Here is a 12,821-nt window from a genome sequence, read left to right on the forward strand (position 1 = left end):
AAAGCCTCCGGACAAAATCATGTTTTAGAATTCATCGCGCGCTAAATCGCTCGTGCTTAATAGTGTTTGATCTATTTGCCGGCGATTTAATGCTTCCTCAGTTTGTGCCAATGCGAAGACGACAATTTTGTCGAAGTCTCTTTTCGTGGGGAATAAAAAAGTCTGGAAGATAACGTCCTGATTGACCGTTATGGTGATCCAACTTCCCCAACGCGCACTGGGTCTTTCATTGATAGTTAAATTTCCTGTGTACTCACTTTCCCACTTGTCACTAAATGCACGATAAAAATCATGCCCGATTGAAGAGACAGTGTGATCAGTTAACAGTCCGGGAACCTCCACCTCTACGCTGGTAGCCGCGTGCAGATTCCCGACAGCAAAGAATAAATTTGCTGCCACAATCCAGGTCAGATAGCGTTTCATGGCTTTATCGCCTGAGGTTATCATTGGCCCATGAGACCGCCTGCGTACGATTTTTAACAGCTATCTTTTTGAAAAGATTATAAAGATGTGTTTTTACCGTATTTTCACTGATAAATAGTGAGCGAGCGATTTCAATATTTGAGGCGCCGATACGCAATTTATTAAGTATTTCTTTTTCACGGTGTGTCAGTAACGCCGACTCCGTGCTGTTATAACGATAATTTCCAGAATGCGTGATCAGATAACTGGCAAGCTTTTGCGTGAAGTAACATTCACCGCGTAAGACACCCTGCAAGCCGCTAACGACACGCTGTTCGTCTTCAGTTGCGTAAAACACGCCATTGATATGTGGCCAGTTTTCGATATCCCGATAAGGGTAGTCATCAGGAGTGTTCAACAATAACGTCTTTATATTGTTGTTTTTTCTGCTCAAATTATCTTGCCAGTAATGGATCAGTTTTTTATCTGCCTCCATCATATCCAGTAAAACAATGCAGCTGGAGGAAATATCATCCAGAGAACGTTGAATATTATGTAGTTTTCCGGTTAGCGCCAGTGATTGTTTTAAATGTTGTAATAATGCAGTTGCCTGCAAAGAAGGTTTCGTGATCAACAATAATGTATGACCATGAATGCTATGGACTTCATTAAACATGATGAAACTCCACTTTTTAGTCGCACACCTGACAGCTGTCTCTACTAAAATAGAGGCACCAGAAGTACTGACAGATGTTGCACTGCTGCGTAGAAATAAAATATCGACCCAAAGGGGTGAAAATATTAAAACAAATGGACTTCAACTGATTTCAATCTAGCTATTACAAATCTTAAAGCAAGTGTTAAACATGTAACAAGATGTAAAATTATATATTTAAATGTGATTTTTGGGTTTTGCTGGAGTTTAGATTTGATAGGAAAGTTGTACATTTTACCGTTGCTGCATAGATTTAAAAAATCATACAAATTATAGTAATTCATTGATTTATAATGTTTTGATTTATAATCATCGAGTTTTAGATTTCTAATGAATTCAAAATTCTTTGTACCACTTTACGTTGGACAATTTTAGGCGGAAAAAACTGACCTTTGTCACGACTTGCATCGATGACTATCGCGACGCGGTGCTGCGAAGCCCTGAAATCGTGGAAAGTGCACGTTGTTAGCGACTGCATAGAAATTCATCCCCAATGGTGAAATAAAAATAAAACCTATACCTGTAGCGGTGTTATTCACTGTTAATTAGTACTTTGGTGTGAATCTGGATATAAAAATACCACTCGCGGGTGAGTTATTTAAAATGTTTCAACGGACATACTCTTCATCGTAACGTGGCGTTAACAAATGTAAGTCATGTTAACAACAATTTGAGTGGTAATTAATTTAACTTCATGTACGACCAGGTCCAGGGTGACAGCATGAAAAACAAGTTGTTATTTATGATGTTTACAATACTGGGTGTGCCTGGGATTGCATCCGCAACCAGTTATGATTTAGCTAATTCAGAATATAACTTTGCGGTAAATGAATTAAGTAAGTCTTCATTTAATCAGGCAGCCATTATTGGTCAGGTTGGCACTGCTAACAGTGCAAATACTCGCCAGGAGGGCAGCAAGTTATTGTCGGTCATTTCGCAAGAAGGTTCAGGTAACCGGGCGAGAACAGATCAGACAGGATCATATAATTTTGCATATATTGATCAAACGGGCAGCTCCAATGATGCGAGTATTAAACAAAGTTCTTACGGTAATACAGCGATGATTATCCAGAAAGGTTCTGGTAATAAAGCAAATATTACCCAGTACGGTACACAAAAAACAGCAGTTGTGGTGCAGAGACAGTCGCAAATGGCAATTCGCGTTACTCAACGCTAATCCGTGAACGACGTTTAAATCAATCCGATGGGGGTTTTACCATGAAACTTTTAAAAGTGGCAGCATTCGCAGCAATCGTAGTTTCTGGCAGTGCTCTGGCAGGCCTTGTTCCGCAATTGAACAGCAATGGTCACCATAACGGTGGCAGTAATTATGGCCCGGACTCTTCATTGAGTATTTACCAATATGGGTCAAGTAACGTTGCGAATGCGCTGCAAAGTGATGCACGTAAATCAGACGTGACCATCACACAACACGGACATGGTAACGGTGCTACCGTCGGGCAAGGTGCTGATGACAGTACCATTAGCCTGAAACAGACTGGCTTCCAGAACAGCGCTGATATTAATCAGTGGAATGCAAAAAATGCTGACATCAGTGTAACTCAGTTCGGTGGTCGTAACGGTGCGGTGGTTAATCAGACTGCATCTGACTCGAATGTTCTGATTCAGCAGGTTGGTTATGGCAACAATGCGACAGCTAACCAGCACTAATTCAGTTTTATGACTGATAATAAACAGGGCGAAAGCCCTGTTTTTTTTCGGGAGCATATTATGCATACGCTATTACTTATTGCCGCGCTTTCAAATCAAATAACCTTTAATACAACCCAGCAAGGTGAGATGTATACCATTATTCCGCAGGTGACGTTATCTCAACCCTGCGTGTGTCAGGTTCAAGTTCTTGCCATACGTAAAGGGTCGGGGGGACAAAGCCAAACACAACAGAAAACAAGCCTGTCGATCCCTGCTAATCGGCCGATTGAATTAACAAAACTGAGCTTTAATATTTCACCTGAGGATACGGTCAACATTGTTGTTACCGTTTCGGATGGGCAGTCATTGCATCTGTCCCAGCAGTGGCCTGATTCAAGCAGTCGTTCATGATTTTTTATTGTATTTGCTTTAAGGGTGTGGCTGGGACAGCGGTGCTGTTCTATGAATATAGAGACGTGAAAACGTTTTTATTTGGTCATTAATCGCAGCGGTGAAGGATCACTTCGATCCCTCAAGGATGGTTTATCATTGAGGAACCCTTATGAGCACCTTATTAAAACGTATTTTAAGTACCAGTTTATGTGTTACTTCTTTTTTTATGTTCTCCGCAACGGCGCAGCAAATCACACCTGGCGGAATTATCCATTTCCGTGGCGCAATAGTTGAATCACCTTGCGAGGTGAACTCGCAACAACAACAGATTGAATTGTCATGTATACGTGACGGCAAGTTACGGAGTAGTCGCTATAACACACAACAGATAGCGATGGCCCCTCAAAGCCTCCAGCAGATTGCCAGTGTGAAAATGCAGTACCTTAATGAACAGAAAAATCTGGCGATTCTTAATATTGAATATAAATGAATCGTTCTGGAGTAGATATGCACCTGTATGGTTAAAAAGTGAGATTTCATAGAAAACCCTGCTGTACACTTAACAGAGAGTGTTTTGTCAGGGGGAACTTATGCAATCGCGTGTTCATGTTTTACAGGGCGACATTACGACAATCGCCGTTGATGTGATTGTCAATGCAGCCAACTCCTCGCTGCTGGGCGGCGGCGGCGTTGATGGAGCGATTCATCGCGCAGCTGGACCTGCACTGTTGGAAGCCTGCAAGCAGGTATTACAGCAACAGGGCGAATGCCCAACCGGTCATGCGGTTATCACCCTGGCGGGAAATCTTCCCGCCAAAGCGGTGATCCACACTGTTGGGCCGGTCTGGCAGGGCGGCAATCATCATGAAGCTGAACGCCTTGAAGAGGCCTATCTCAATTCATTACAACTGGCACTGGCCAATGGTTATCAATCTATTGCGTTTCCGGCTATCAGCACCGGAGCCTATGGATATCCACGTGCGGCGGCGGCGGAGATAGCGGTGAATACGGTGCTGAAATTTATCATCCGCCGTGCGCTACCTGATCAAATCTACTTCGTGTGTTTTGATGAGGAAAATGCCAGACTATACAAGAGATTACTCACCCAACAAGGCGATGATAACACGGCCTGATATGACGCGACTTGAGCGTGCCATTACCCCATTGTGCGTAAGCCATCCTGACCAGTGCGGCATTCTGGCACTGGATGACAGTCTGGATGCTTTCGCAGCCCGTTATCGGCTGACAGAAATGGCGGAACGAACGCTGGATGTGCAGTATTACATCTGGGAGAACGACATGTCCGGGCTGCTGCTGTTTTCTGTTCTGCTGGCCGCGGCAAAACGTGGGGTACGGGTTCGTTTGCTGTTGGATGATAACAACACGCCGGGCCTTGATGACACGCTGCGTCTGCTGGATAACCATCCGAATATTGAAGTCCGCCTGTTTAATCCCTTCTCATTTCGCATCCTTCGCGCGGTGGGGTATTTAACCGATTTTGCCCGGCTCAATCGCCGCATGCACAATAAAAGTTATACCGCGGACGGTGTAGTGACGCTGGTTGGTGGGCGTAATATCGGAGATGCCTATTTTGGTGCGGGTGAAGAACCGTTGTTTTCCGATCTTGACGTGATGGCCATCGGACCGGTGGTGAAAGAGGTCGCGGACGATTTTGAGCGATACTGGCAATGTCAGTCAGTTTCAACGTTACAAAAAGTCCTGGCGTTGTCTGAGTCAGAAACGCTCCAACGCATTGAACTGCCTGAATCCTGGTATAACGACGATATTACCCGACGCTATTTGCACAAACTGGAGACCAGCCAGTTTATGACGCATCTCGATCAGGGATCACTGTCGCTGATTTGGGCCAAAACGCGACTGCTCAGTGACGATCCAGCAAAAGGAGAGGGGAAGGCTCCGCGTCACTCGCTATTACCGCAGCGTTTGTTTGACGTCATGGGTTCACCCACTGAGCGCATTGATATAATTTCTGCTTACTTTGTGCCGACACGTGCCGGAGTAGCACAGCTCCTGCGCCTGGTCAGAAAAGGGGTAAAGATTGCTATTTTAACTAACTCGTTGGCAGCGAATGATGTGGCAATTGTGCATGCAGGATATGCGCGCTGGCGGAAAAAATTACTGCGCTATGGTGTAGAACTGTATGAACTAAAACCAACCCGCGATCGCGGCGCAGTGGTGCACGATCGCGGGTTGACCGGCAATTCAGGCTCCAGCCTGCATGCGAAAACCTTCAGTATTGATGGCCGCAAAGTCTTCATCGGCTCGCTTAATTTTGATCCGCGCTCAACGTTGCTCAACACGGAAATGGGATTTGTGATTGAGAGTGAAGTGCTGGCGTCATTGATTCATAAACGCTTTATGCAAAGTCAGCGTGATGTGGCCTGGCAATTGCGCCTGGATCGCTGGGGCCGGATAAACTGGGTAGATTGTCCTGGCGGCTGTGAACGGGTAGTGAAAAAAGAACCCGCCACAGGATTCTGGAAGCGGGTTTTGGTGAGGCTTGCCTCTGTATTACCGATTGAATGGCTGCTCTGAACCATGCAATCACAGCCCTGCTATCCGGCAATGGCTTTGTTTTTATCCTGCTTAGCGATGGGTTTCCCGGAAAAGAGGAACTTCAGCACCGGTATCCGCAAGTGGATTTCGTACAATATCACCGCAATCCCGACCACAAACAGAAGCCCACAGAGAAAACCTAGCAGATTTGATGTGATGTGCGGTGTGATATAGGCACCGAAAAACAGCGTTAACGGATGATGCACCAGATAGATAAACAGTGATGCATTGACAAAATAGGTGACGCGGGCTGACTGGAAATTCAATAAACGGTGGCCGAGCGAGAAGACGACGTTAACCATCCACAGTCCCATCACCATCGTTATCACGTATTCGGTTTCATACATCCAGGCATCGCCGTTTCCATAGCGTTGATTGAGCAGATAAGCCACAAAAGCGAATGCCGCGCCGAACGTGCAGCCGCGCGAGGGCGTTGTGAACAGTGCTTTCAGCTGCGGATTGATAAACGCCAGCGCGCCGAGCATAAAGAACGGCACATAGAACAGCGTTTGCATGACGATGAAATTAAACATGCCATCGCTGAGAATAGAAGGGTAGACGATAAAAATTGTTCTTCTGACGGCGGCATATCCGACGCCAAGCAACAAAAATATCAACGTCAGTTTCGTCATCGATACCGTGGAATTGCTGGCACCATCGGGGCTCGTCAACCGGTGTTTCATTTGGCTAAACACCCACATACTCACGGTTGTTAAAACGACAAGGACGAGTAAAAACCACAGATGAGAAATCAGCTCCCATGCCAGAGCGTTGTATTTATCGTATCCGCTGAGAGTATGCCAGCTGTCGGCTTTGCCTTTCACATATTGCAGCATGATAAATTGCGGCAGCGTGAGTAGCGGGATCGCGGTCAGCATAGGGATCCCCACGCGTTCAACACGCACTTTCCACCACCGCTTTAAGGGGTAGCGCAAAAACAGCATGTATGAAAAATAACCCGAAATAACAAAGAAGACCTGCATGCGAAATGCATGAATAAAGTCGTTAAAGAGGGTCAATATCCATGACGGTTCCGCGCTGTTCACATGCCAGGTATGTGTGGAGTAGATCAGCGAGATATGGAAGGGAATTCCCAACAACATCAGCCAGGCACGGATGGAATCCAGGAAATATTCACGCGGTGGAGATACAGAGCTCATAGACAGTTACGTATTCTCAGACTTTTCGTCTTATCCCTAAGACGAATTATGGTTACATTCGAAGGCAACCCTACACGAAGTCCAACAACCTGTCTCCAGGATAAGCACTCAAAGTGAAAACAGGTAGGCGAACCTGCTTAAACCATGAGCCAGCACGCGAACAATACAGGGATTCAGTTGTCGGAATACCCGATTATCCATTAAAATGGATCGGATCAATATAAGCACACAAAGGGGGAAGTGCTTACTAATTATGAAACATAAACTACAAATGATGAAAATGCGTTGGTTGGGTGCAGCAGTAATGTTAACGCTGTACACATCATCGAGCTGGGCGTTCAGTATTGATGATGTTGCAAAGCAAGCTCAATCCTTAGCCGATAAAGGCTACGAGGCGCCAAAAAGTAACTTGCCCTCCGTTTTCCGCGACATGAAATATGCGGATTATCAGCAGATCCAGTTTAATCGCGACAAAGCATACTGGAGCAATCTCAAGACCCCATTTAAGCTCGAATTCTACCACCAGGGTATGTACTTCGACACGCCGGTCAAGATTAACGAAGTCACCGCGACTGCGGTGAAAAAAATCAAATATAGCCCGGATTATTTTAATTTTGGCGATGTGCAGCACGATAAAGACACGGTAAAAGATCTCGGTTTCGCCGGGTTCAAAGTGCTGTATCCGATCAACAGCAAAGATAAAAACGACGAAATCGTCAGCATGCTCGGTGCCAGCTATTTCCGCGTACTTGGTGCAGGCCAGGTCTATGGTCTGTCTGCGCGCGGTCTCGCGATAGATACCGCTCTGCCTTCTGGCGAAGAATTTCCCCGCTTCCGTGAGTTTTGGATCGAACGTCCAAAACCAACTGATAAACGTTTAACCATTTATGCTTTGCTGGATTCCCCGCGCGCGACCGGGGCGTATCGCTTTGTGATTATTCCTGGCCGTGACACGGTTGTGGATGTTCAGTCCAAAGTCTATCTGCGCGATAAAGTGGGCAAACTGGGCGTAGCTCCGTTAACCAGTATGTTCCTGTTCGGGCCGAACCAGCCTTCTCCGACGACAAATTATCGTCCTGAGCTGCACGACTCAAACGGATTGTCTATCCATGCTGGTAACGGCGAGTGGATTTGGCGTCCGCTGAATAACCCGAAACATCTCGCGGTGAGCAGCTTTGCGATGGAAAACCCGCAGGGATTCGGCCTGCTGCAACGTGGACGTCAGTTCTCCCGTTTCGAAGATATCGACGATCGTTATGACCTGCGCCCAAGTGCCTGGATCACGCCAAAAGGTGACTGGGGTAAAGGCAAAATTGAATTAGTTGAGATCCCCACTAACGACGAAACAAACGATAACATCGTTGCCTACTGGACGCCGGATCAACTGCCGGAAGCAGGCAAAGAGATGAACTTTAAGTACACACTGACGTTTACGCGTGATGAAGATAAGCTTCATGCGCCAGAAAATGCCTGGGTGCAGCAGACTCGCCGTTCCACAGGGGATGTCAAACAATCCAATCTCATTCGCCAGCCTGACGGCACTATCGCGTTTGTGGTGGATTTCACCGGCACCGAGATGAAAAAGCTGCCGCAGGACACCCCGATTACCGCGCAAACCAGCATTGGCGACAACGGTGAAATCGTGGAAAGCACTGTGCGTTACAACCCGGTCACGAAAGGGTGGCGTTTGATGCTGCGCGTGAAAGTGAAAGATGCGAAGAAAACCACTGAAATGCGTGCTGCGTTGGCCAATGCCGATCAGCCGTTGAGTGAAACCTGGAGCTACCAGTTACCTGCCAATGAATAAGACAACTGAGTATATTGACGCAATGCCGCTTTCGGATATCGAAAAAGCGGCACTGCCGAAAACTGACATCCGCGCCGTTCATCAGGCGCTGGATGCCGAGCACCGTACTTACTCGCGCGAAGATGATTCACCGCAGGGTTCTGTAAAAGCTCGCCTTGAGCAAGCCTGGCCAGACTCTCTGGCCAAAGATCAGTTGATAAAGGATGATGAAGGGCGTGACCAGTTGCAGGCAATGCCGAAAGCAACACGTACCTCAATGTTTCCCGATCCGTGGCGTACTAACCCGGTTGGTCGTTTTTGGGATCGCCTGCGCGGGCGCGATGTCACACCGCGTTATCTTTCTCGTTTGACGAAAGAAGAACAAGAGAGTGAGCAGAAATGGCGTACCGTTGGCACGATCCGCCGTTATACGCTGTTGATCTTAACGTTGGCGCAAACGGTCGTAGCGACCTGGTATATGAAGACGATCCTCCCTTATCAGGGATGGGCGTTCATTAATCCGGCGGATATGATGGGGCAGAACCTGTTGGTTTCCTTTATGCAGTTGCTGCCTTATGTGCTACAGACCGGTATCCTCATTTTGTTTGCCGTGCTTTTTTGTTGGGTATCAGCCGGTTTCTGGACCGCACTGATGGGCTTCCTGCAGTTGCTGATTGGGCGTGACAAGTACAGTATTTCTGCCTCAACGGTAGGGGATGAACCGCTGAATCCCGAGCATCGTACCGCGCTAATCATGCCTATCTGTAACGAGGACGTTGACCGCGTATTTGCGGGCCTGCGCGCTACGTGGGAGTCGGTTAAAGCCACGGGGAATGCGGAGCATTTCGATGTTTACATTCTGAGTGACAGCTACAACCCCGATATCTGCGTTGCGGAACAAAAGGCGTGGATGGAGCTGATTGCTGAAGTGCAGGGCGAAGGACAGATTTTCTACCGTCGCCGCCGTCGCCGTGTGAAGCGTAAAAGCGGTAACATCGATGACTTCTGCCGTCGCTGGGGCAACCAGTATAGCTATATGGTGGTGCTGGACGCTGACTCCGTGATGAGCGGAGACTGTCTGACTGGTTTGGTACGCCTGATGGAAGCGAACCCGAATGCCGGGATTATCCAGTCTTCACCGAAAGCGTCTGGTATGGACACCCTGTACGCGCGCTGCCAGCAGTTTGCTACCCGCGTTTATGGCCCACTGTTTACCGCCGGACTTCACTTCTGGCAGTTGGGTGAGTCGCACTACTGGGGTCATAACGCGATTATTCGTGTGAAACCGTTTATTGAGCACTGTGCGCTTGCACCGCTACCGGGCGAAGGCTCGTTTGCGGGATCGATCCTCTCCCATGACTTCGTGGAAGCGGCATTGATGCGTCGTGCGGGCTGGGGCGTGTGGATTGCCTACGATCTGCCGGGCTCGTATGAAGAGCTGCCACCGAACCTGCTGGATGAGCTCAAGCGTGACCGTCGCTGGTGCCACGGTAACCTGATGAACTTCCGTCTGTTCCTGGTCAAAGGGATGCACCCGGTTCATCGTGCTGTGTTCCTGACCGGTGTGATGTCCTATCTGTCAGCACCGTTATGGTTCATGTTCCTTGCACTTTCTACTGCCTTACAGGTGGTCCATGCGCTGACGGAACCGCAGTACTTCCTGCAACCACGTCAGCTGTTCCCGGTCTGGCCGCAGTGGCGCCCTGAGCTGGCTATCGCGTTGTTTGCCTCAACGATGGTGCTGCTGTTCCTGCCGAAGCTGCTAAGTATTTTGCTTATCTGGTGCAAAGGCACGAAAGAATACGGTGGATTTATTCGCGTCACGCTGTCGCTGCTGCTGGAGGTTCTGTTCTCCGTGCTGCTGGCGCCGGTGCGTATGCTGTTCCACACTGTTTTCGTAGTGAGTGCCTTCCTCGGATGGGAGGTGGTGTGGAACTCGCCGCAACGCGATGACGACTCCACTCCGTGGGGCGAGGCGTTTATGCGTCACGGCTCTCAGCTGTTGCTGGGTCTGGTGTGGGCAGTAGGGATGGCCTGGCTGGATCTGCGTTTCCTGTTCTGGCTGGCTCCGATTGTTTTTTCACTAATCCTGTCGCCGTTTGTTTCCGTCATTTCCAGTCGTTCAACGGTTGGGTTACGTACTAAACGCTGGAAACTGTTCCTGATCCCGGAAGAGTATTCACCGCCGAAGGTGCTGGTGGACACGGATAACTATCTGGAGCTGAACCGTAATCGTTCGCTGGATGACGGTTTCATGCACGCCGTGTTTAATCCGTCGTTTAACGCGCTGGCAACGGCCATGGCTACCGCGCGCCATCGTGCGAGTAACGTGCTTGAAATCGCACGCGATCGCCATGTCGAGCAGGCGCTGAATGAAACGCCGGAGAAACTGAATCGCGATCGCCGCCTGGTTCTGTTGAGCGATCCGGTGACCATGGCGCGTTTACATTATCGCGTCTGGAATTCACCAGATAAGTATTCTTCATGGGTTAATTATTATCAGGGGATAACCCTGAACCCACTGGCGCTCAGGAAAAAATAAGCGTGTGAAACGTAAAAATACCGGCCTGGAGCCGGTATTTTTTTATACTGAATATAAAAGTCATGAGGTATCCAGTGCGAATACTGGCTGTGGGAATGATGGTCTTTCTTCTGAGCGGATGCGGCAGCATTATTAGCCGGACGATCCCCGGACAAGGACACGGAAATCAATACTATCCCGGCGTGCAGTGGGATGTCCGGGACTCTGCGTGGCGTTATGTCACCATCCTGGATCTGCCGTTTTCGCTGGTGTTTGATACGTTGCTATTACCGCTCGATATACATCATGGGCCTTACGAATAACTATCGTTCATCCCATTCATCGGCTGCGGTCTGGCCTTCCTCTGTGTCAAGGGGAGGCTCCAGTTGAAATTCCCCCTCATCCCATTCGTGGAGCGTATTTTCCTCCTGCCACTCCTGGCGAATATCAATCTCATCATAGTCACCATCAAAAACGCTTTGTGCCGCTTCACCGCTCAGCATAGGCAAACATTCGCCTTCGCCATCATCTTCGTCGGCAAAAAATTCAGCTTGCCACATGATATCGCCATCCTGTAGCACGTACTTTTGTACGTTCAGCTGCTGGACACTGGCTTCGTCAGATTCCAGGCCTGGATTATCAGCCAGAAACTCTTCACGGGCTGCATCAATGGCTTCTTCAAGGGTGGGGTACAAGGCATTCATATTCGCATCCTGATCGCATGGGTGATTGGCTTAATAAAAAGATATAGGTGGTGTGGTGAAAACTGTCAAAGCATTCGTTTATCGCGAAGTTTCAGGTATGCAACGACTTGAAGCATCGGGTGTTTCTCACCCTAACCACACGGTTGTGGTGCTTCCTGGAACAACAAAAATACGGGTTGAACTCTGCCGCCAATACGATTCATAAACAATAAACCTTAAGTATCTAAGAATGGGGTGTAATGTATTAAACTCAAGCGGTTATGACTGGAGCACAATACGTGAGGATATTATAGTTTAAAGGGGGTGATTGAATAGCAAGCTTGCGACAGCTTACAATGAAAAAACACAATGGGCAGATGAGATAAACATTAATTAACGGCATGAAATTAAAGGAGAATGATATCAAGAAGCAGATATAGATAACATCTGAAATCATCAACATTTAGTAATGTGGATAATATCGCCAATCATTTAATTTGTAACTCGTATGTAAACTCCTGGTTTGCATAAAAATGAATTCATCATATTTAATGAATAATAACAGAAGTTATAGATAAGCTATTTATCATTAAAAGATGAATAAATAATGTTGTGTTATGGGTTGAATTATTAATTTGCAAAAAGTAATAACTTAATATATAAAATGCTAAAAGGGATTCTTGCCAGGGCTGTTATGGATAATAGTAATTCAAACAATAGCAGGTTGATGCGTTATTACATAGTTTGCTTAGTCAGCTATCTTCTTGCTGGCGTGTGCCTTTCTCAGTATCAGTTAGAAGTGCAGAGTGTACCTCAAACAACATATTTAATTATCATCGTTGGGTTGTTTTTTCTGTACGGCACTATTTTTCTCTTTATGTTATTTCAATACCTTTGTAGGAAAGATCTAACATATCTGATGATATTAGGA

Annotated in this window: 13 protein-coding genes; 9 read left to right on the forward strand and 4 right to left on the reverse strand. The window is 47.3% G+C overall.

Annotation, left to right across the window (positions count from 1 at the left end; genetic code table 11):
• Positions 1–24: 24 nt before the first annotated feature.
• Positions 25–423, reverse strand: coding sequence for a curli production assembly/transport protein CsgE (gene csgE, locus NNO08_RS20780; RefSeq protein WP_271442620.1), 399 nt, complete (start codon positions 421–423; stop codon positions 25–27).
• 4 nt (positions 424–427) lie between these two features.
• Complete coding sequence (gene csgD / locus NNO08_RS20785; RefSeq protein ID WP_005129125.1) at positions 428–1,078, reverse strand: biofilm master transcriptional regulator CsgD; 651 nt, start codon at positions 1,076–1,078, stop codon at positions 428–430.
• Positions 1,079–1,838: 760 nt separating this feature from the next.
• Between csgD and csgB the strand changes: the two genes are divergently transcribed.
• The 6 genes from csgB to NNO08_RS20815 all read left to right on the forward strand — a co-directional run bounded on the left by csgB (position 1,839) and on the right by NNO08_RS20815 (position 5,719).
• On the forward strand, positions 1,839–2,294 hold the full coding sequence (gene csgB, locus NNO08_RS20790; protein ID WP_048211206.1) for a curli minor subunit CsgB: 456 nt from the start codon (positions 1,839–1,841) through the stop codon (positions 2,292–2,294).
• A gap of 41 nt (positions 2,295–2,335) precedes the next feature.
• Positions 2,336–2,788 carry a curli major subunit CsgA gene (csgA, locus tag NNO08_RS20795; protein WP_137383203.1) on the forward strand — a complete coding sequence of 151 codons (453 nt, stop codon included), beginning with the start codon at positions 2,336–2,338 and terminating at the stop codon, positions 2,786–2,788.
• A gap of 60 nt (positions 2,789–2,848) precedes the next feature.
• The gene (gene csgC, locus NNO08_RS20800; protein WP_137383204.1) at positions 2,849–3,181 is read left to right on the forward strand and encodes a curli assembly chaperone CsgC; all 333 of its coding nucleotides are present in this window, start codon (positions 2,849–2,851) and stop codon (positions 3,179–3,181) included.
• A 151-nt stretch (positions 3,182–3,332) separates the two neighbouring features.
• Positions 3,333–3,653 (forward strand): type 1 fimbrial protein, encoded by a 321-nt coding sequence (locus NNO08_RS20805; protein WP_271442729.1) that lies wholly within the window; start codon positions 3,333–3,335, stop codon positions 3,651–3,653.
• Positions 3,654–3,753: 100 nt separating this feature from the next.
• Positions 3,754–4,296 carry an O-acetyl-ADP-ribose deacetylase gene (ymdB, locus tag NNO08_RS20810; protein WP_271442730.1) on the forward strand — a complete coding sequence of 181 codons (543 nt, stop codon included), beginning with the start codon at positions 3,754–3,756 and terminating at the stop codon, positions 4,294–4,296.
• Positions 4,232–5,719, forward strand: coding sequence for a phospholipase D family protein (locus NNO08_RS20815; RefSeq protein ID WP_271450569.1), 1,488 nt, complete (start codon positions 4,232–4,234; stop codon positions 5,717–5,719). Before ymdB ends, NNO08_RS20815 begins: the two co-directional genes overlap by 65 nt.
• A 20-nt stretch (positions 5,720–5,739) precedes the next feature.
• Here the strand turns inward: NNO08_RS20815 and mdoC are convergent, their stop codons facing one another.
• A complete protein-coding gene (mdoC, locus tag NNO08_RS20820; RefSeq protein ID WP_271457487.1) occupies positions 5,740–6,900 on the reverse strand; it encodes a glucans biosynthesis protein MdoC in 1,161 nt (386 codons plus the stop codon).
• A 271-nt stretch (positions 6,901–7,171) separates the two neighbouring features.
• Here mdoC and mdoG point away from each other — a divergent pair, with 271 nt between their 5' ends.
• The 3 genes from mdoG (at position 7,172) to NNO08_RS20835 (ending at position 11,530) form a co-directional block, all read left to right on the forward strand.
• Positions 7,172–8,707 carry a glucans biosynthesis protein MdoG gene (mdoG, locus tag NNO08_RS20825; protein WP_271442734.1) on the forward strand — a complete coding sequence of 512 codons (1,536 nt, stop codon included), beginning with the start codon at positions 7,172–7,174 and terminating at the stop codon, positions 8,705–8,707.
• Entirely contained in the window at positions 8,700–11,228 is a 2,529-nt protein-coding gene (mdoH, locus tag NNO08_RS20830; RefSeq protein WP_271457488.1) for a glucans biosynthesis glucosyltransferase MdoH, read from the forward strand. Before mdoG ends, mdoH begins: the two co-directional genes overlap by 8 nt.
• 62 nt (positions 11,229–11,290) lie before the next feature.
• Positions 11,291–11,530 (forward strand): YceK/YidQ family lipoprotein, encoded by a 240-nt coding sequence (locus NNO08_RS20835; protein ID WP_202927478.1) that lies wholly within the window; start codon positions 11,291–11,293, stop codon positions 11,528–11,530.
• Here the strand turns inward: NNO08_RS20835 and NNO08_RS20840 are convergent, their stop codons facing one another.
• Positions 11,531–11,911: a MysB family protein gene (locus NNO08_RS20840; RefSeq protein WP_061068133.1), complete on the reverse strand. Its 381-nt coding sequence runs from the start codon at positions 11,909–11,911 to the stop codon at positions 11,531–11,533. It abuts the gene before it with no gap.
• Positions 11,912–12,821: the final 910 nt, after the last annotated feature.

Source organism: Citrobacter sp. Igbk 17, assembly GCF_028069775.1.
Taxonomy (GTDB): domain Bacteria; phylum Pseudomonadota; class Gammaproteobacteria; order Enterobacterales; family Enterobacteriaceae; genus Citrobacter.

Coding starts and splice junctions, on each gene's coding strand:
- csgE (WP_271442620.1), bottom strand. CDS start 423: ATGAAACGCTATCTGACCTGGATTGTGGCAGCAAATTTATTCTTTGCT.
- csgD (WP_005129125.1), bottom strand. CDS start 1,078: ATGTTTAATGAAGTCCATAGCATTCATGGTCATACATTATTGTTGATC.
- csgB (WP_048211206.1), top strand. CDS start 1,839: ATGAAAAACAAGTTGTTATTTATGATGTTTACAATACTGGGTGTGCCT.
- csgA (WP_137383203.1), top strand. CDS start 2,336: ATGAAACTTTTAAAAGTGGCAGCATTCGCAGCAATCGTAGTTTCTGGC.
- csgC (WP_137383204.1), top strand. CDS start 2,849: ATGCATACGCTATTACTTATTGCCGCGCTTTCAAATCAAATAACCTTT.
- NNO08_RS20805 (WP_271442729.1), top strand. CDS start 3,333: ATGAGCACCTTATTAAAACGTATTTTAAGTACCAGTTTATGTGTTACT.
- ymdB (WP_271442730.1), top strand. CDS start 3,754: ATGCAATCGCGTGTTCATGTTTTACAGGGCGACATTACGACAATCGCC.
- NNO08_RS20815 (WP_271450569.1), top strand. CDS start 4,232: ATGAGGAAAATGCCAGACTATACAAGAGATTACTCACCCAACAAGGCG.
- mdoC (WP_271457487.1), bottom strand. CDS start 6,900: ATGAGCTCTGTATCTCCACCGCGTGAATATTTCCTGGATTCCATCCGT.
- mdoG (WP_271442734.1), top strand. CDS start 7,172: ATGATGAAAATGCGTTGGTTGGGTGCAGCAGTAATGTTAACGCTGTAC.
- mdoH (WP_271457488.1), top strand. CDS start 8,700: ATGAATAAGACAACTGAGTATATTGACGCAATGCCGCTTTCGGATATC.
- NNO08_RS20835 (WP_202927478.1), top strand. CDS start 11,291: ATGAGGTATCCAGTGCGAATACTGGCTGTGGGAATGATGGTCTTTCTT.
- NNO08_RS20840 (WP_061068133.1), bottom strand. CDS start 11,911: ATGAATGCCTTGTACCCCACCCTTGAAGAAGCCATTGATGCAGCCCGT.